This window comes from Rhizohabitans arisaemae (assembly GCF_025996515.1).
Taxonomy (GTDB): Bacteria; Actinomycetota; Actinomycetes; order Streptosporangiales; family Streptosporangiaceae; genus Rhizohabitans; species Rhizohabitans arisaemae.
The window spans coordinates 669,181-687,719 of sequence record NZ_BLRH01000035.1; the positions used below are offsets into that span (position 1 = coordinate 669,181).

Consider the following 18,539-nt stretch of genomic DNA (forward strand, 5'->3'; position numbering starts at 1 on the left):
GGTGCGCCGGTTAATCCTGGTTCGCCACGCCGTCACTCCGGGGATGCGCCGGGCGTGCTTCCCGTCGGGGGAGCACGCCGACCCCGCGGGCCTGCGCCGGGCCGCCGCGCTCGCGGGGGCGTTCCCCGGCCTGTCCGGGGTGTACTGCTCGCCCGAGCCCGTGGCGACGCAGACCCTGGCGGCAGCCGGGCTGCGCGGTACGGTGGCCGGCGCGCTCGCGGCGGCCGACCACGGGCGGTGGAGCGGCCTGCCGTACGCGCAGGTCGCGGCGGCCGAGCCGGAGGCGCTGCGCCGCTGGCGCGAAGACCCGGACGCCGCCCCGCACGGCGGGGAGAGCATCGCATCCATGGTCCGCCGGGTGTCGGCGTGGCTGGACGGGCAGTCGTCGCTGGACGGTACGGCCGTCGTCTGCTGCGACGCCGGCCCGATCAGGGCGGTCCTCGCACGCGTGCTCGGGCTGGACCCGGCCGCCGCCGACCGGATCGACCTGGCGCCGCTCTCGGTCACCCGGATCGCCTCCGCCGGCCGCGGAGGCTGGCGGGTCGGGGGAGTCAACGGACAGCCCCGGATACCTGACCTGCTATGACATGAAAAATCGATGTATGAGGTGGTATGCCGTGGGCCTGAGGGAAGGAGCTCTGTGACCGTCACCTATCCGTTCAGCGCGGTGGTCGGACTCGACGACCTGAAACTGGCGTTGATCCTCAACGCCGTCTCGCCGCGGGTGGGCGGCGTGCTGGTCCGGGGGGAGAAAGGCACCGCCAAGTCCACCGTCGTCCGGGCGCTCGCCGCCCAGCTGCCCGCGATCGAGGTCGTGTACGGCTGCCGCTTCTCCTGCGACCCGGCCGCGCCCGACCCCGCCTGCCCGGACGGGCCGCACGGGGCCGAGGCGCCGGGCCGGACCCGCCCGGCGTCCCTGGTCGAGCTGCCCGTCGGCGCCTCCGAGGACCGGCTCGCCGGATCGCTGGACCTGGAGAAGGCGCTCACCGACGGGGTCAAGGCCTTCGAACCGGGCCTGCTCGCCGCCGCGCACCGGGGCGTGCTCTACGTCGACGAGGTCAACCTCCTCCACGACCACCTGGTGGACCTGCTGCTCGACGCGGCTGCCCTCGGCACCTGCTACGTGGAACGCGAGGCGGTCTCGGTGCGGCACGCCGCCCGCTTCCTGCTGGTCGGCACCATGAACCCCGAGGAGGGGGAGCTCCGGCCCCAGCTGCTCGACCGGTTCGGGCTCACCGTCGAGGTACGGGCCTCCCGGGAGCCGGCCGAGCGGGCCGAGGTGGTGCGGCGCAGGCTCGCCTTCGAGGACGACCCTGCCACGTTCGCCGAGCGCTGGACCGCCCAGGAGGCCGAACTGGCCGGACGAATCGGGGAAGCGCGGGAGCGGGTCTCCCGGGTCGTGCTGCCCGACGCCAGACTGCTGCAGATCGCCGAGGTCTGTGCCGCGTTCGACGTGGACGGCCTGCGCGCCGACCTGGTGACGGCGAACGCCGCCGTCGCGCACGCCGCCTGGCACGGCCGGACCGAGGTGACCGCCGAGGACGTACGGGCGGCGGCCCGGCTCGCCCTGCCGCACCGCAGGCGGCGCGACCCGTTCGACGCCCCCGGCCTGGACGAATCCCGCCTGGACGACCTGCTCGGTCAGGACGACCCGGATCCCGACCCGGATCCCGACCCCGGACCCGGCGGTGGCTCGGACCCCGGTTCGGACCCCGGGCAGGGACCCGCGCAGCCAGACCCGCCCGGGGAGACCGCGGCCGATCCGCCCCCGGCCGGCACCCCCGGACCCGATGCGACGTCCCCCGACGCCGAAGGCCCGGACTCCGGGGAACCGGGAGCCGGTGCCACGCAGAGCAGGACGGCCGCGCCAGGCGAGCCGTACCGGGTGCCCGTGCTGTCCGTCCCCGGGCTGGGTGAGGGCGCGGCGGGGCGCAGGTCCCGGGCGCGCACGCCGCACGGCCGGACCATCGGGTCCCGGGTGCCGCGGGGACGCGTCCGGCGGCTGCACCTCACCGCGACCCTGCGCGCCGCGGCGCCGTACCAGGCACGCCGAGGACGCAGCGGCCCCGGGATGCGAATCCGGGGGACGGACCTGCGGGAGCCGATCGCCGAGGGGCGCGAGGGCAACCTGGTGCTGTTCGTCGTCGACGCGAGCGGCTCCATGGCGGCGCGGAGCCGGATGCGCGCGGTCAAGACGGCGGTGCTGAGCCTGCTGCTCGACGCCTACCAGCGGCGGGACAAGATCGGTCTGGTCACCTTCCGGGGCGCGGGCGCCGAGCTGGCCCTCCCGCCGACCTCCTCGGTGGAGGTGGGGGCGGCGCGGCTCCGCCTGCTGCCCACCGGCGGGCGGACCCCGCTCGCCGCCGGGCTGGTCAAGGCCGCCGAGACACTGCGGGTGGAACGGCTGCGCGACCCGGACCGGCGCCCGCTGCTCGTCGTGGTCACCGACGGCCGGGCCACCAGCGGGGGCGCCGCCGACGTGCCCCGCGCGGCCGGGCTGCTCGCCGGGACGGCGGCCGTCGTGGTCGACTGTGAGAGCGGGATGGTCCGGCTCGGACTCGCTTGCGACCTCGCGGCGAGGCTCGGCGCCCGGCTCGTCCCGCTCGACTCGCTTTCGGCCGGAGGCGGCCTGGACGGCCTGGTCCGCGACCATCGGAGGGCGGGTTGACCGTGCGCGGTGCTGTCTGGCGGGGTGTCTTTGCGATCGGTGCCGGGCGCACGCCGTACGATCCGCCGATCGCAGATCCGATCCGGACAGACCGGTACGGCTCGCGCGGCGCGGCCGGATGCCCGGCGGCGGGACGGTTTCCGCGACCATCGGAGGACGGGTTGAGCGCGCGCGGTACGGCTTACGCGGCGTCGGCCGTGCTTCGTGGTGCAGGGCGGGTTGACGTGTCGGCGGGACAGCCGGTCCACCTGTCCGGTGACGGGCTGATCGGGCGGAGGCACGGAGTCCGTCCGCCGGTCGCGGACGCGGGGCGGGCGCGGTACGGCTCATGCGGCGCGGCCGGCTTCCCGGTGGCGATCAACGGGGGGCGGGCGTCCGCCGTACAGGCCGAGGGGTTCTTCGACAGGGAGGCGGGCTGACATGCCGCAGGGACAGCCGGAGTATGTGCCGGACGACGGGTTGACGACCCGGCAGCGCAGGGTCCGGCCGTTGCTGATGGTGCACACCGGGCCGGGGAAGGGGAAGTCCACGGCCGCGTTCGGGATGGCGCTGCGGGCGTGGAACCAGGGCTGGCCGATCGGGGTGTTCCAGTTTGTGAAGTCCGCCAAGTGGCGGATCGGGGAGGAGCGGGCGCTCACCGTGCTGGGGGAGTCCGGGCAGGGCGGCTCGGTGACCTGGCACAAGATGGGTGAGGGCTGGTCGTGGATCCAGCGGCCCGGCACCGAGGCCGACCATGCCGCGGACGCCCGGGAGGGCTGGCGGCAGATTCAGCGGGACCTGACCGCGCAGACGTACCGGTTCTACGTCCTGGACGAGTTCACCTACCCGCTCAAATGGGGCTGGATCGACGTGGACGAGGTGCTGACGACCCTGGCGGAGCGGCCGGGGAACCAGCATGTGGTGATCACCGGCAGGGACGCCGACCCCCGGCTGATCGAGGCCGCGGACCTGGTGACCGAGATGGGGAAGGTCAAGCACCCCATGGACGCCGGGCAGAAGGGGCAGAAAGGCATCGAGTGGTAGCGGTACCGAGGCTGGTGATCGCCGCCCCCGCCTCCGGGAGCGGCAAGACGACCGTGGCGACCGGTCTCATGGCGGCGCTGCGGAGCCGAGGGCACCGCGTCTCCCCGCACAAGGTCGGCCCCGACTACATCGACCCCGGCTACCACGCCCTGGCCACCGGCCGTCCCGGGCGCAACCTCGACCCCTGGCTGACCGGGGAGGAGCTGATCGTCCCGCTCTTCCTGCACGGGTCCCGGGGCGCCGACGTGGCGGTCGTGGAAGGCGTGATGGGGCTGTACGACGGGGTCGGCGGCGAGGACTTCGCCTCCACCGCGCACGTGGCCCGGCTGCTCGACGCGCCCGTGGTGCTGGTGGTGGACGCCGCCAAGCAGAGCCGGTCGGTGGCCGCGCTGGTGCACGGTTTCGCCTCCTTCGACACCCGGGTACGGCTCGGCGGCGTGATCCTCAACCGGATCGGCTCGGAGCGGCACGAGCGGATCTGCCGGTCTGCGCTGGAGGAGAGCGGGATCACGGTGTTCGGGGCGATTCCCCGTACCGACGACGTCGTCACCCCTTCCCGGCATCTCGGGCTGGTGCCCGTCGCCGAGCGGGGTGGGGCCGCGGTCGGCGCGGTGGACCGGATGGCCGACCTGATCGCGAAATCTTGCGACATAGAGGGACTTGTCGGGCTGGCTGGGTCGGCGCCGCAGCTGTACGGCGAAGCGTGGGACCCGCCGCAGGCCGTACCCGTGACCCGGCCGGTCGTCGCGGTCGCGGGCGGGAGCGCGTTCACCTTCGGATACACCGAGCAGGCCGAGCTGCTGCACGCCGCCGGAGCCGACGTCGCCGTCTTCGACCCCCTCCGTGAGGAGTCCCTGCCCACGGGGACGGCGGCGATCGTCGTCGGCGGCGGGTTCCCCGAGGTGTACGCCGCCGAGCTCTCCGCCAACGAGCCGCTGCGCAAGCAGGTCGCCGCCTTCGACGGGCCGATCGCCGCCGAGTGCGCCGGGCTGCTCTACCTCGGCCGGGAGCTCGACGGGCACCCCATGTGCGGCAGGCTCGACCTCACCGCCCGGATGACGCCCCGGCTGACCCTCGGCTACCGCGACGCCGTGGCCGTCTCCTCCTCCCTGCTCACCCGGGAGGGGGAGCGCTTCCGCGGGCACGAGTTCCACCGGACGGCCGCCGACCCGGCCTGCGGATCGCCTCCGGTCTTCCGCTGGCGCGGCGGCGCCGACGGCTTCGGCGACCCGCTGCTCACCGCCTCCTACCTCCACCTGCACTGGGCGGGCACCCCCGAAGCCGCCACCCGCCTGGTACAGGCGACCCGGTGACGATCCGGTCGGTACCGTCGACGTCCATGGGGATGCCGAAGGGGAACGTGCGGCGAGTCGCGATCATCGGTTGCGGAGGCAGCGGCAAGACCACCATCGGCCGTCGCCTGGCCGTCGCTCTCGGCACCCAGGTCACCCACTTGGACGCGTTGTTCTACGACAGCGAGTGGAACAAGCTGCCTCAGGAGAGGTTCGCCGCCCTGCAGGAGGAGCTGGTCGCCGCCGAGACCTGGGTGATCGACGGTAACTACGCCGCCACCCTGCCGATCCGATTGCGTCGCGCCACCCACGTCGTCTTCCTGGACCTGCCTGCGACCACCTGCCTGTGGGGCGTCGTCCAACGCCGCCGGCGCTACCGGGGCGGTCAGTACACCGACGGTGTCTACGACCGCGTCACTCTGGAGTTCATCAAGTACGTCTGGGGCTACCGGCGGCGGATGGCTCCGCGGGTACGGGCGCTGCTCACCGAACACGCCACCGGCGCCCAGGTCCACGTCGTCACCTCGCGGCGTGCCGTCGACCGGTTGGCCGCTCAGCTGGAGCACGCCACCCGCCGGTGACCCCGTTCGCCACCCGGCGGTCGATCTCCAGCTCGCGCCAGCGCTTCGGCGCTCCACCGCAGCCCGCGCGGCAGCCGTACCCGACGTCGGGAGCCGGGCCGCCGAAGCACGTGTTTCCGGCTTGGCCGACATCGGACACACGACTGGGACATCTCCCGATCTAAACTGATCGAAGATAGGTCGTCGATCGTTCTCGGGCCAAGCCCGGGCCGCCCACGGTGACGGGTCGTGGACCGGCCCGTCGGACAGGTCAGGAGATCGTGTGAGCGACATCATTCAGCCGCGGACCCCCGGCGACGCACGGGTGATCGGCAAGGTCCTGGTCGCCGTGCCGCCGCCGGTGCTCTTCGCATTGCTCGCCGACCCGCAGGAACATCCGCGTCTGGACGGAACCGAGTGGGTGCGGGGCGTGATCGAAGGTCCGGAGCGGCTGGAGTTGGGTTCGGAGTTCCGGATGCGGATGAAGGGCTACAGCGTCACCAACACCGTGGTCGAGTTCGAGGAGAACAGGCTGATCGCCTGGCGGCACTCCCACCGGCACGTCTGGCGCTGGGAGTTCCGCGAGGTCCCCGGCGGCACCGAGGTGACCGAGACCTTCGACTACCGGGCCAAGCGCGCCCGCTTCTTGGTCGAACTCTTCGGCCTCCCGAAGCGCGCGGCGACTTCGCTGGAGAAGACCCTCACGGCGCTGCGGGTTCGATTCGGCTGACCCCGGCGGCAGCCGTACCGGACGCTAGGAGCCGTCCTCCAGGTCGCCTTCGGCTTTGAGGTAGACGGCCTGGAGGGCGTGCAGGACGTCGGGGTCGGGGTGCTGCCACATGCCGCGCTCGGCGGCCTCCAGGAGGCGTTCGGCGATGCCGTGCAGCGCCCACGGGTTGGACTGCGACAGGAACGCCTGGTTCTCCGGGTCGAGCACGTAGACCGAGGTCAGCTTGTCGTACATCCAGTCGGCGACCACCCCGGTGGTGGCGTCGTAGCCGAAGAGGTAGTCGACGGTCGCCGCCAGCTCGAAGGCCCCCTTGTAGCCGTGCCGCCGCATCGCGGCGAGCCAGTTGGGGTTGACCACCCGGGCGCGGAAGATCCGCGCCGTCTCCTCGGAGAGCGTTCTGGTACGGACGGCGTCGGGCCGGGTGCTGTCGCCGATGTAGGCGGCGGGGGCCTGCCCGGTGAGCGCGCGGACCGAGGCGATCATGCCGCCGTGGTACTGGAAGTAGTCGTCGGAGTCGGCGATGTCGTGCTCGCGGGTGTCGACGTTCTTGGCCGCCACCGCGATCCGCCGGTAGGTGCGCTCCATGTCGTCCCGGGCGGGCACCCCGTCCAGGTCGCGGCCGTAGGCGTAGCCGCCCCAGACCGCGTACACCTCGGCCAGGTCCGCGTCGTCCCGCCAGTTCCGGCTGTCGATCAGCGGGAGGATCCCCGCCCCGTAGGTGCCCGGCCGGGAGCCGAAGATCCGCAGCGTGGACCGCCGGTCGTCCCCGCCCGAGCCCCGGTCCGCCCGCACGTGCGCGCGCACGAAGTTGGCCTCGTCCGGCTCGTCCAGCGCCGCGACCAGCCGTACCGCGTCGTCCAGCATCGCCACCACGTGCGGGAACGCGTCGCGGAAGAAGCCGCTGATCCGCACCGTGACGTCGATCCGGGGACGGCCCAGCTCCTGCAGGCCGATCGGCTCCAGGCCGGTCACCCGGCGGGAGGCGTCGTCCCAGACGGGCCGGACCCCGAGGAGGGCGAGCACCTCGGCGACGTCGTCCCCGGCGGTCCGCATCGCGCTCGTGCCCCACACCGAGAGCCCCACCGAACCCGGCCACTCGCCGTGGTCGGTCCGGTACCGCTCCAGCAGGGATTCGGCCATCGCCTGGCCGGTCTCCCAGGCCAGCCTGCTCGGCACGGCCCGGGGATCCACCGAGTAGAAGTTCCGGCCGGTCGGCAGCACGTTGATCAGCCCGCGCAGCGGGGAACCGCTCGGACCGGCGGGCACGTAGCCGCCGTCCAGGGCGTGCAGCACCATCTCGATCTCGTCGACGGTGCGCGCCAGCCGGGGGACGACCTCGGTCGCCGCGAATTCCAGGATCTTGACGATCTGCTCGCGGTTCCCCGGGGAACCCGCCGCCGCATAGACCTCGGTGGCCGCGGCGGGATCCCAGCCGCGCCCGTCCATGCCCTCCACGAGCGTCCGGGCCAGGGCCTCCGCCTCATCCACGTCGAGGCGTCCCGCGGTCCCGTCTTCGGCGAGGCCGAGCGCCTCCCGCAGGCCGGGCAGGGACTCGCGGCCCGCCCACATCTGCCGGGCCCGCAGCATCGCCAGCACCAGGTCCACCCGGGCCGCGCCCTCCGGCGCCTGCCCGAGGACGTGCAGGCCGTCCCGGATCTGCACGTCCTTGATCTCGCAGAGCCAGCCGTCCACGTGCAGCAGGAAGTCGTCGAACCCGTCGTCGTGCGGACGGTCCTCCAGCCCCAGGTCGTGGTCGAGCCTGGCGGCCTGGATGAGCGTCCAGATCTGCGCCCGGATGGCCGGGAGCTTGGCCGGGTCCATCGCGGCGATCGAGGAGTGCTCGTCCAGCAGCTGCTCCAGCCGCGCGATGTCGCCGTAGGAGTCGGCGCGGGCCATCGGCGGCACCAGGTGGTCCACCAGCACCGCATGCGCCCGGCGCTTGGCCTGGGTGCCCTCACCCGGGTCGTTCACCAGGAACGGGTAGATCAGCGGGACGTCGCCGAGCGCGGCGTCGGTCGCGCACGAGGCCGACATCCCGGCGGACTTGCCGGGCAGCCACTCCAGGTTGCCGTGCTTGCCCACGTGCACGATCGCGTGCGCCCCGAACTCCGCCGACAGCCACCGGTAGGCGGCGAGGTAGTGGTGGCTGGGCGGCATGTCGGGATCGTGGTAGATCGCGATGGGGTTCTCCCCGAAACCGCGGGGCGGCTGCACCATCACCACGACGTTGCCCGCCCGCAGTGCGGCCAGCACGATCTCGCCATCGGGGTCGCGGGACCGGTCGACGAAGAGCTCACCCGGCGGCGGCCCCCAGTGGCGCTCCATGTCGGCGCGCAGGTCCTCGGGGAGGGTGGCGTACCAGTCGCGGTACCGCGACGCGGGGATCCGCACCGGGTTCCCGGCGAGCTGCTCCTCGGTCAGCCACTCGGGATCCTGGCCGCCCGCCGCGATCAGCGCGTGGATCAGGGCGTCGCCGTCCAGGTCGTCGACTCCTGGGAGCTCGCCGATGTCGTAGCCGCGCTCGCGGAGCGCCGTGAGCAGCCGGACCACGCTCGCCGGGGTGTCCAGGCCGACCGCGTTGCCGATCCGGGAGTGTTTGGTGGGGTACGCCGACAGCATCACCGTGATCCGCCGGTCCGCGGGCGGGATGTGCCGGAGCCGCGCATGCCGTACGGCGATGCCCGCGACCCGGGCGGCGCGCTCGGGGTCGGCCGCGTAGACGGTGAGACCGTCCTCGTCGATCTCCTTGAACGAGAACGGCACCGTGATGATCCGGCCGTCGAACTCGGGGATCGCCACCTGGGAGGCCGCGTCCAGCGGGGTCAGGCCGTCGTCGTTGGCCTCCCACGCGGCGCGGCTCGTGGTCAGGCAGAGCCCCTGCAGGATCGGCACGTCCAGCCCGGCCAGGTCGCCGACGTCCCACGCCGCGTCGTCTCCCCCGGCCGAGGCGGTCGCCGGGCGGGTGCCGCCCGCGGCGAGCACCGTCACCACCAGGGCGTCCGCCTGCCGCAGGGTGTCCAGCAGCCCGGGTTCGGCGGTGCGCAGCGAGGTGCAGAAGACCGGCAGCGCCCGGCCGCCCGCGTCCTCGATCGCCGTGCAGAGGGCCTCCACGAACGCGGTGTTCCCCGCGACGTGGTGGGCCCGGTAGTAGAGCACCCCCACGACGGGCCCCGTCCCGGTCACCGGGCGCTCCAGGACCCCCCAGCTCGGGGTGGGGGCGGGCGGGGCGAAGCCGTACCCGGTGAGCAGCACCGTGTCGGACAGGAAGCGGGACAGTTCGGCGAGGTTGGCCGGGCCGCCGTGCGCCAGGTAGGCGTGCGCCTCCGCGCACACCCCGCCGGGCACCGTGGAGAGCTCCATCAGCTCCGCGTCGGGGGCCTGCTCGCCGCCGAGGACCACCACCGGACGGGACCCGGCGAGCAGGAAGTCCAGGCCTTCCTCCCAGGCCCGGCGTCCGCCGAGTAGCCGCACCACCACCAGGTCCACGCCGTCCAGCAGCGCCGGAAGATCGTCGGCGGTGAGCCTGGCCGGGTTGGCCGGCCGGTAACCGGCACCGCTCGCCCGCGCGCTGAGCAGGTCCGTGTCCGAGGTCGACAGCAGCAGAATCACAAGGTCCCCCTTCGGGGTCCGCGCCCCGGTCGTGGTCGAACACGACGGCTGGAGTCTCCTGGCTCCCGGATCGACGCTCACCCCGGCCTTCCCATCCGTCGCCGGACAGTGGCCTGCCGTGGGGTTCGCTCCCCGGTCACAGTGGCGGGACCGCGCCGGACTCACACCGGCTTCCTCCCTTGACCGTCGTCTCCGATCAGACTACGGCGTGTTCGGTTCGCGCAAGAGGGCGGAGTTAACATCCTCGACGTGACCTATGCCGACTTTCCCGGGCGAGTACGGCGGGACGCCTGCCCGGGGGCGCTTCAGGTGCACCCCGCGGCCGACGGCGGGCTCGCCCGGATCAGGGTTCCGGGCGGCCTGCTCACCCCGTCCCAGCTGGGCGAGCTCGCCACCGCCGCCACGGGGGCGATCGAGCTGACCTCACGGGCGAACGTCCAGATCCGCGGGCTGCGCCCCGGCGCCGAACGTGACTTCGCCCACAGGATGGCCGAGGCGGGCCTGCTCCCCTCGGCCACCCACGAGCGGGTCCGCAACATCCTCGCCTCCCCGTTGAACGGTCTCGCCGGTACGGCCGATCTACGGCCCCTCGTCGCCGAACTCGATCGGGAACTGTGCGCCAGACCCCGGCTCGCCGACCTGCCGGGACGCTTCCTGTTCGCCCTGGACGACGGTACGGGCGACGTCGCCGGCCTCGGCGCCGACGTCGCCGCGATCTCGATCGGCCCCGGCTTCGCACCGGTGCTCGGGGGAACCGACACGGGGCTGCGGGCCCCGTCCGCCCTGGTGGTGCCGCTGATGCTCGCGGCGGCCGAAGCCTTCCTCGCCGAATGCGACGCCCAGGGCGTCCAAGCCTGGCGGGTGATCGAGCTGCCCGATGGGTCCGCACGGATCGGCACCCGCCTGGGCTCCGCGTTCGGCGCCCGGGACGGCCTGGAGACCGGTACGGTGACACGCGCGGCCACGCAGTCGGACCCGCAGGCCGTACCGCACGGAACAGACCCCCGGGACAGCCGGGGATCTCGCCTCCGGGAGATCGTCGGGGTCCTTGAGCAGGCCGACGGGCGGGTGGCGCTCGGCGCCGCCGTCCCGCTCGGGCGGCTCACCGCAGCGCAGGCCCGCGCCCTCGCCGAGGCCGCGGAGGCGGCCGGGGGCGGACCCGGGGGAGGGGAGGTACGGCTGACGCCGTGGCGCGGCGCCGTCGTCCCCGGCCTGCCCCAGGCCGAGGCCGGGCGGTGGGCGGCGCGGCTCGCCGAAGCGGGACTGGTGACGGATCCGGCTTCGCCGTGGATCGGGGTGAGCGCGTGTACCGGGCTCCCCGGGTGTGCCAAATCTCACGCCGACGTCCAGGCGGACGCCGGGCATTGGGTTCGAACCCGCGAGATTCCTGGCTTGACCTGCGGTTTTCCGGAGACGTCGGTGACACCACCCCGGGAGGATGCCGGGAATCCCCTGCCCGGTACGCTCCCGGTGCACTGGTCCGGCTGCGCCCGGCGTTGCGGTCGGCCGGCCGGGCCGGTCACGGACGTCGTCGCCACCGGAGCGGGCTACCGCGTCGAAAGTCCCGGCGACCGATCGGGCGGCCCGACCGGGGAGAACGACGGAGACGGCCGGGGCGCAGGTGGCTTGACGCGCGCCGGCATCGGGGAAACGGCGGCCGTGAGGGGAAGAGGTTGACGGACTACATCCGGGACGGCGCGGAGATCTACCGCCGTTCCTTCGCGACGATCCGCGCCGAGACCGACCTCACGGAGGTGCCGGAGGACGTCGCCGGGGTCGCGGTCCGGATGATCCACGCGTGCGGCATGGTCGACCTCGTCGCCGACCTGGCCTGGTCGCCCGGCGTGGTCCGGCGGGCGCGTGCGGCCCTGCGCGCCGGGGCACCGATCCTGTGCGACGCCATGATGGTCGCCTCCGGGGTGACCCGCCGACGGCTCCCGGCCGGCAACCCGGTGCTCTGCACCCTGGGCGAGCCGGGGGTTCCCGAGCTGGCCGACCGGCTCGGCACCACCCGGAGCGCCGCCGCCCTGGAACTCTGGCGGGACCGGCTGGACGGCGCCGTCGTGGCGATCGGGAACGCGCCGACCGCGCTCTTCCGGCTGCTGGAGATGACGGCGGAGGGCGCCGGGCGTCCGGCGGCCGTCCTGGGGCTGCCGGTCGGTTTCATCGGCGCCGCCGAATCCAAGCGGGCGCTCGCCGAGACGGACCTGGAGTACCTGGTGGTGCACGGGCGACGGGGTGGCAGCGCGATGGCCGCCGCCGCGGTCAACGCGATCGCGAGCGAGGAGGAGTAAGCGCGATGAGCGGACAGAGCCAGACCACAGGCCGGCTGTGGGGGGTCGGGCTCGGCCCCGGCGACCCGGAGCTGGTGACCGTCAAAGCCGCCCGGCTCATCGGAGCCGCCGACGTGATCGCGTATCACAGCGCCAGGCACGGCCGGAGCATCGCCCGTTCGGTCGCCGCGCCGTACCTGCGGGGAGACCAGGTCGAGGAGGCCTTGATCTACCCGCTGACCGTCGAGACCACCGACCACCCGGGCGGTTATCAGGGCGCGATCGACGAGTTCTACGCCGCGTGCGCGGACCGGCTCTCCGCCCACCTGGACGCCGGGCGCGACGTGGTCGTCCTCTGCGAGGGCGACCCACTCTTCTACGGCTCCTACATGCACATGCACAAGCGGCTCGCGGACCGGTACCCCACCGAGGTCGTCCCCGGGGTCACCTCCGTCAGCGCCGCGTCCGCCGTACTCGGGCGTCCGCTGGTGGAACGCGACGAGACCCTCACGGTCCTGCCGGGAACCCTCCCCGAGGACGTGATCGCCGAACGGCTCGCCGCCACCGACTCGGCGGCCGTGCTCAAGCTGGGCCGGACGTTCGGCAAGGTCCGCGACGCGTTCGCCAAGGCGGGCCGCCTGGACGAGGCCTGGTACGTGGAGCGCGCCACCACCGGCGGCCAGCGGATCGAGCCGCTCGCCGAGGTCGACCCGGCCACCGTGCCCTACTTCTCCCTCGCCCTGCTGCCCAGCTCGCCGCCGCCCGTCCCGCTCTCCCCGAGTCAGCTGCTGCCAAGCTTCCTGCTGCCCGTCGCCGCCTCGTCCGAGCCGGTGACCGAGCGGCCCGCCAAGCTCGTGGCGGACGAGGTCGTAACCGCTCGGGAGGGGGCGCGGGGTCCGGGAGCGGTGGTGGTGGTCGGCCTCGGGCCGGGCGGGCGGATGTGGCTCACCCCCGAGGCGCAGGACGCCCTCGCCCGCGCGGACGTCCTGGTCGGCTACGGCCCGTACCTGGACCGGGTGCCGCCCAACCCACGCCAGCGGCGGTACCCGACCGACAACCGGGTGGAGGCCGAGCGCGCCGCGCACGCGCTGGAACTCGCCGCCGCCGGATCCCGGGTCGCGGTCGTCTCCTCCGGCGACCCCGGCGTGTTCGCCATGGCCAGCGCGGTGCTGGAGGCCGCCTGCGAGCCGAGGTTCACCGCCGTCCCGGTCCACATCGTGCCCGGGCTCACCGCGGCCCAAGCCGTCGCGGGCCGGGCAGGCGCACCGCTCGGGCACGACTACTGCGTGCTGTCCCTCTCCGACCTGCTCAAACCCTGGGAGGTCGTCGCCGAACGGATCACGGCGGCGGCCAAGGCCGACCTGGTCCTGGCCATCTACAACCCGGCCTCGCGTAGCCGCACCTGGCAGGTCGCGGCGGCGCGGGACCTGCTGCTGGCGCACCGCGCGCCGCAGACCCCCGTCGTGATCGGCCGTTCGGTCGGCGGGCCCGGGGAGAGCCTGCGGATCACCACCCTCGGCGAGCTCGACCCGGCCGAGGTGGACATGCGCTGCCTGCTCGTCGTCGGCTCCTCCACCACCAAGGTCGTCGACCGGGACGGCGGGCCCGTGGTCTTCACCCCCCGGCGCTACCCGGCGTGAGCGCCGAGCCAGGCCACCGCCTCCGCGACCGTCCGCACGGACGGCACCCGCGGCGGTGCCGGCGGACGCTCGACCATCACCACCGGGAGCCCCAGCTCACGCGCCGCGACCAGCTTCGCCGTGGTCATCGCGCCGCCGCTGTCCTTGGTGACCACGACGTCGATCCGGTGCCCGCGCAGGAGCGCGAGCTCCCCGTCGGGCGTGAACGGCCCCCGGCTGAGCAGCACCTCCAGGTTCGCCGGGAACGGCGGCTCGGGCGGGTCCACCGATCGGGCCAGGAACCACAGGCCGTCCAGGGGGGCGAAGACCGGCAGGCTCCGCCGGCCCGTCGTCAGGAACACCCGGCGTCCCAGCGCCGGCAGCAGTTCGGCCGCGGCGGCGAGCGAGGCGGTACGGCGCCAGTCGTCGCCCGGGCCTTCCGTCCAGCCCGGCCTGCGCAGGATCAGCAGCGGGACGCCGGGTCCGGGCCGGGCCAGGCGGACCGCCTCGGCCGCCGACGCGGTCATCCGGGCCGCGAACGGATGGGTGGCGTCGATCACGGCGTCGATCCGGTGCGCAAGGAGCCAGTCGGCGAGACCTCCCGCCCCGCCGAAACCGCCCTCACGTACTTCGCCGACGGGCAACCGCGGGTTGGTCACCCGGCCCGCCAGCGAGGAGACCACGTGCAGCCGGGGGTCTTCGGCGAGGACCGCGGCGAGCGCCCGCGCCTCGGCCGTACCGCCCAGAATCAACACGTTCATCAGGGCGACCCCTCTCCTGCGGCCCGCCGATGAGCACGCAGCCGCGGTACGGGTGGACCACCGGCGCGTGCGCCACGGTGGGCACCACCGGTCGGCGAGGAGATCACGTGCAGACGGGGGTCGGCGGCGAGTGCCCGCGCCTCGGCCTTACCGCCCGGAATCAAGACTTTCACCCTGTCCCTTTCCCGGCGGTGCGTCGATGAGCACGCAGCCGCGGTATGGGTGGACCACCGGCGCGTGCGCCACGGTGGGCACCACCGGTCGGCGAGGAGATCACGTGCGGCCGGGGGTCCGCGGCGAGCGTCCGCGCCTTGGCTGGACGGCCCGGAATCAGCACGTTCATCAGGGTGACCCCTTTCCCGGGGCCTGCCGGTGAGCACGCAATTGCGGTTTGGGTGGACCACCGGCGCGTGCGCCACGGCGGCGACCGTCGCGGCCTACACCGCGCTGCTCACCGGGGAGTTCCCCGACCCGGTGGAGATCCTGCTGCCCAAGGGGCAGCGGCCCGCCTTCGCCCTCGCCCGGGAGGCGCTGACGGCCGCCTCGGCGAGCGCGTCCGTGGTCAAGGACGCGGGCGACGACCCGGACGTGACCCACGGCGCGTTGATCACCTCGACGGTACGGCACGGCGCCCCCGGGAGCGGGGTCGTCTTCACCGCCGGACCCGGGGTCGGCACCGTGACCAAGCCGGGCCTCCCCCTCGACGTGGGCGAACCCGCGATCAACCCGGTGCCCCGCCTGATGATGCGTGAGCACGTGGCCGAGGTCGCCGGGCGGTACGGCGGGACCGGGGACGTGGTCGTGGAGATCTCCGTCGCGGACGGGGAGGAACTGGCCCGCAAGACCTGGAACCCGCGACTCGGCATCCTGGGCGGGCTGTCCATTCTCGGCACCACCGGCATCGTGGTGCCCTACTCCTGCTCGGCGTGGATCGACAGCATCCGGCGCGGCGTCGACGTGGCCCGGGCCGCGGGCCGTACCCACGTCGCGGGCTGCACCGGAAGCACCTCCGAACGCGTCGCCGCCGAGCTGTACGGGCTGCCCGAGGACGCGCTGCTCGACATGGGCGACTTCGCCGGCGCCGTGCTGAAGTACCTGCGCCGGCATCCGGTGCCCCGGCTCACCGTCGCGGGCGGGATCGGCAAGCTCGCCAAGCTGGCCGACGGCCATCTCGACCTGCACTCCAGCCGGTCGCAGGTGAGCAACGCCTTCCTCGCCGGACTCGCGGGCGAGGCGGGCGGCGACGCCGGGCTGGTCGTGCGGATCACCGGGGCGAACACCGCGCTGGAGACCCTGCGGCTGTGCCAGGCCGCCGGCCTGCCCATCGGGGACCTCGTCGCCGGACGTGCCCGGCGGACCGCCCTGGACGTCCTGCGCGGTGCGCCCGTCGATGTGGACGTCGTGGTCGTCGATCGGGCGGGCGTGATCGTGGGGCGTGCGGGTCCCTAGGGCACACCCGGTCAGGTGCGGCATCGGGCGGCCGAGTAGAGGTGGCTGTCGGGGAATCCCTCCGCGGCCAGCGCCCGCCCGACCACGATCACGGCGGTCCGGACGATCCCCGCGTCCCGCACGAGGCCCGCGATGTCGCCCAGCGTGCCCCGCAGGACCACCTCGTCCGGGCGGCTCGCGTAGGCCACCACCGCCGCCGGGCAGTCCGTCCCGTAGCCGGGGATCAGCTCCTCGGCCACCGCCTCGATCCGCTGGACGGCCAGGTGGAGCACGATCGTCGCCCCGCTCCGGCCGAGCGTGGCCAGGTCCTCTCCCTCGGGCATGGGCGTCGCGCGGGCCGAGGTCCGGGTCAGGATGATCGTCTGACTCACCCCGGGGACGGTGAACTCGCGTTTCAGCGCGGCCGCGGCCGCCGCGAACGCCGGGACACCCGGCACCACCTCGTACGGCACCCCGGCCGCGTCCAGCCGCCGCATCTGCTCGGCCATCGCGCTGAACACCGACGGGTCACCCGAGTGCAGGCGGGCCACGTCCAGCTCCGCGGTGTGCGCGGCGACCAGCTCGGCGACGATGCCGTCCAGGGTCATCCGGGCCGTGTCCACCAGGCGCGCCCCGGGCGGGCAGACGTCCAGCAGCTCCGCCGGGACCAGGGAGCCCGCGTACAGGCAGACCGGGGCGGCGGCGATCAGCCGGTGCCCGCGCAGGGTGATCAGGTCGGCCGCGCCCGGTCCCGCCCCGATGAAGTACACCGTCATCCGGTCTCCTTGGTCAGCGTCCATACGGTCACCGGCATCATCGCCCGCCAGCCGGTGAAGGCGCCGACCGGGGCGGCCCGCTGCACCGAAAGCCGGAGCAGATCCCCGCCGCGGCGGGCGTACCACCCGGCCACCACCGCCTCGGACTCCACCGTCACCGCGTTCACCACCAGCCTGCCGCCCGGCCGCAGCGCCGCCAGGCACGCCTCGATCAGGCCGGGTACCGTCGCGCCGCCGCCCACGAAGACCGCGTCCGGCCGGTCGAGCCCGGCCAGGGCCGCGGGCGCCGCACCCACCACGACCGAAAGGCCCGGGACCCCGAGGGCGGCGGCGTTGCGCCGTACCCGATCCGCCCGGTCCGGCCGGCTCTCCACCCCGATCGCGCGGCAGGCCGGATGGGTGCGCATCCACTCGATCGCCACGCTGCCCGCCCCCGCGCCGACGTCCCACAGCAGTTCACCCGGGACCGGGGCGAGCCGGGAGAGCGTCACGGCCCGGACCTCCCGCTTGGTGAGCTGCCCGTCGTGCTCGAACGCGTCGTCCGGCAGGCCGGGCACGCGGGGCAGCACCGCCGTGCCCGGGTCCGCGCGGCACTCCACCGCGACGACGTTGAGCGGGTCGGCCCGGGCGACCGGCCAATCGCGCGCCGACGCGCGGCGGACCCGTTCGCCGGGTCCGCCGAGCCGTTCGAGGAGGGTCAGCGCGCTGGCGCCGTACCCGCGATCGGTCAGCCGGGCGGCCACCTCGGCGGGGGAGTCCCCGCCGGCGCTGAGCACCAGGATCCGCCGGTTCGGCTGGATCAGCGGGTACATCGGCTCGATCGCGCGGCCGACCAGGCTCACCACCTCGGTCCGCTCCACCGCCCAGCCCAGCCGGGCGCAGGCCAGCGAGATCGACGACGGATGCGGCAGGACGATGATCCGCTCCGGGCCGACCAGCCGGGCGAGGACCGTTCCAACCCCGAAGAACATGGGATCGCCGCTCGCGAGTACGCAGATTCGTCGTCCGTCGTGCTCGGCGAGGAGCGCGGGCAGGGCCGGCAGCATCGGCGAGGGCCACACGACCCGCTCCGCCCCGGTATCCGGAACCAGGTCCAGCTGGCGGGCGCCGCCCATGAGCACCTCGGCCTCGCCGATCTCCCGCCGGGCCGAGGGGGACAGGCCGTCCCAGCCGTCGGCGCCGACCCCCACGACCCGGATCGGTTCAGACATTGCCCAGAACCCGGGTGATCTCTATGTGGATCACCACGCGCTCGGGGTTCGGGCGGGGCGTGCGGTAACGCTCGGCGTAGCGGCGCTCGGCGTCGGCGACCTCCTCCGCGGAGTCGAGCACCCTGGCCCGGCCCTCCAGCGTCGACCAGCGGCGCCCGTCCACCTGGCAGACGGCCACCGCGGCGCCCTGCTCCGCGGCGCCGATCCGGCGGGCCTTGTAGGAGCCGCGGGAGGTGATCACCCGGGCGGTCGCGGAGTCCGCGTCGAGCGTCACCCCCACCGGGACCACATGGAGGGTCCCGTCCGGGCGGACCGTGCTCAACGTGCACAGGTGACGCTCCCGCCAGAACGCGCGGAACCCCTCACCACGCTCTCGAATCTCCACGAGCCCCCCTGAAGTCATGTCCGCGACATGCTAGCCGCAGGGCCGTACCGCGTTCCGCACGGGACGTCGTCCGCCGCCGAAGGTCCCAAGAAACCGGGACCATCGCTCCGTTGGCGGGAGCCGTACGACACTGCCCGCGAAATCCGGAAAACGGTGTGATTGAGGCAGCGCGAAGGAGATCGCGAAGAGGCAGAAGGAGCCGGA

Annotated in this window: 16 protein-coding genes and 1 riboswitch; of the genes, 11 read left to right on the forward strand and 5 right to left on the reverse strand. The window is 74.1% G+C overall.

Annotated features, from left to right (window positions below):
* Nucleotide 1 precedes the first annotated feature (1 nt).
* The 7 genes from RUR_RS25035 (at nt 2) to RUR_RS25065 (ending at nt 6,273) form a co-directional block, all read left to right on the forward strand.
* Nucleotides 2-586 carry a histidine phosphatase family protein gene (locus RUR_RS25035; protein ID WP_283137623.1) on the forward strand — a complete coding sequence of 195 codons (585 nt, stop codon included), beginning with the start codon at nt 2-4 and terminating at the stop codon, nt 584-586.
* Between the two features lie 12 nt (nt 587-598).
* A complete protein-coding gene (locus RUR_RS25040) occupies nt 599-2,668 on the forward strand; it encodes a putative cobaltochelatase (protein ID WP_428847021.1) in 2,070 nt (689 codons plus the stop codon).
* A 224-nt stretch (nt 2,669-2,892) separates the two neighbouring features.
* Nucleotides 2,893-3,087 (forward strand): hypothetical protein, encoded by a 195-nt coding sequence (locus RUR_RS25045; RefSeq protein WP_283137625.1) that lies wholly within the window; start codon nt 2,893-2,895, stop codon nt 3,085-3,087.
* Nucleotide 3,088: 1 nt separating this feature from the next.
* Entirely contained in the window at nt 3,089-3,691 is a 603-nt protein-coding gene (gene cobO, locus RUR_RS25050) for a cob(I)yrinic acid a,c-diamide adenosyltransferase (RefSeq protein WP_283137626.1), read from the forward strand.
* A complete protein-coding gene (locus tag RUR_RS25055) occupies nt 3,685-5,004 on the forward strand; it encodes a cobyrinic acid a,c-diamide synthase CobB (protein ID WP_283137627.1) in 1,320 nt (439 codons plus the stop codon). The genes cobO and RUR_RS25055 overlap by 7 nt, the downstream gene beginning before the upstream one ends.
* 26 nt (nt 5,005-5,030) lie before the next feature.
* Nucleotides 5,031-5,564: a P-loop NTPase family protein gene (locus tag RUR_RS25060; RefSeq protein WP_283137628.1), complete on the forward strand. Its 534-nt coding sequence runs from the start codon at nt 5,031-5,033 to the stop codon at nt 5,562-5,564.
* A gap of 262 nt (nt 5,565-5,826) precedes the next feature.
* Nucleotides 5,827-6,273, forward strand: coding sequence for an SRPBCC family protein (locus RUR_RS25065; RefSeq protein WP_283137629.1), 447 nt, complete (start codon nt 5,827-5,829; stop codon nt 6,271-6,273).
* Between the two features lie 24 nt (nt 6,274-6,297).
* Here the strand turns inward: RUR_RS25065 and cobN are convergent, their stop codons facing one another.
* A complete protein-coding gene (gene cobN / locus RUR_RS25070; RefSeq protein ID WP_283137630.1) occupies nt 6,298-9,882 on the reverse strand; it encodes a cobaltochelatase subunit CobN in 3,585 nt (1,194 codons plus the stop codon).
* Between the two features lie 29 nt (nt 9,883-9,911).
* A riboswitch (cobalamin riboswitch) is annotated at nt 9,912-10,085 on the reverse strand.
* Between the two features lie 46 nt (nt 10,086-10,131).
* On the opposite strand from cobN, the gene RUR_RS25075 reads away from it, so the two are divergent.
* From RUR_RS25075 to RUR_RS25085, 3 genes are read left to right on the forward strand one after another with little or no spacing between them, the layout of a single operon-like run.
* On the forward strand, nt 10,132-11,559 hold the full coding sequence (locus RUR_RS25075) for a precorrin-3B synthase (protein ID WP_283137631.1): 1,428 nt from the start codon (nt 10,132-10,134) through the stop codon (nt 11,557-11,559).
* Nucleotides 11,556-12,176, forward strand: a complete 621-nt coding sequence (locus RUR_RS25080) for a precorrin-8X methylmutase (RefSeq protein ID WP_283137632.1) — start codon at nt 11,556-11,558, stop codon at nt 12,174-12,176. The genes RUR_RS25075 and RUR_RS25080 overlap by 4 nt, the downstream gene beginning before the upstream one ends.
* A gap of 5 nt (nt 12,177-12,181) precedes the next feature.
* A complete protein-coding gene (locus RUR_RS25085; protein WP_283137633.1) occupies nt 12,182-13,795 on the forward strand; it encodes a precorrin-2 C(20)-methyltransferase in 1,614 nt (537 codons plus the stop codon).
* Here the strand turns inward: RUR_RS25085 and RUR_RS25090 are convergent.
* Nucleotides 13,783-14,535, reverse strand: coding sequence for a cobalt-precorrin-6A reductase (locus RUR_RS25090; RefSeq protein WP_283137634.1), 753 nt, complete (start codon nt 14,533-14,535; stop codon nt 13,783-13,785). The two genes, RUR_RS25085 and RUR_RS25090, sit on opposite strands and share 13 nt — an antisense overlap.
* A 372-nt stretch (nt 14,536-14,907) precedes the next feature.
* On the opposite strand from RUR_RS25090, the gene RUR_RS25095 reads away from it, so the two are divergent.
* On the forward strand, nt 14,908-15,984 hold the full coding sequence (locus RUR_RS25095) for a cobalt-precorrin-5B (C(1))-methyltransferase (protein ID WP_283137635.1): 1,077 nt from the start codon (nt 14,908-14,910) through the stop codon (nt 15,982-15,984).
* A gap of 11 nt (nt 15,985-15,995) precedes the next feature.
* On the opposite strand, the gene cobM is transcribed toward RUR_RS25095, so the two are convergent.
* From cobM to RUR_RS25110, 3 genes are read right to left on the reverse strand one after another with little or no spacing between them, the layout of a single operon-like run.
* On the reverse strand, nt 15,996-16,739 hold the full coding sequence (gene cobM / locus RUR_RS25100) for a precorrin-4 C(11)-methyltransferase (protein ID WP_283137636.1): 744 nt from the start codon (nt 16,737-16,739) through the stop codon (nt 15,996-15,998).
* Nucleotides 16,736-17,950, reverse strand: coding sequence for a precorrin-6y C5,15-methyltransferase (decarboxylating) subunit CbiE (gene cbiE, locus RUR_RS25105; RefSeq protein ID WP_283137637.1), 1,215 nt, complete (start codon nt 17,948-17,950; stop codon nt 16,736-16,738). The genes cobM and cbiE overlap by 4 nt, the downstream gene beginning before the upstream one ends.
* Nucleotides 17,943-18,353 (reverse strand): pyridoxamine 5'-phosphate oxidase family protein, encoded by a 411-nt coding sequence (locus RUR_RS25110; protein ID WP_428847022.1) that lies wholly within the window; start codon nt 18,351-18,353, stop codon nt 17,943-17,945. Before RUR_RS25110 ends, cbiE begins: the two co-directional genes overlap by 8 nt.
* Nucleotides 18,354-18,539: the final 186 nt, after the last annotated feature.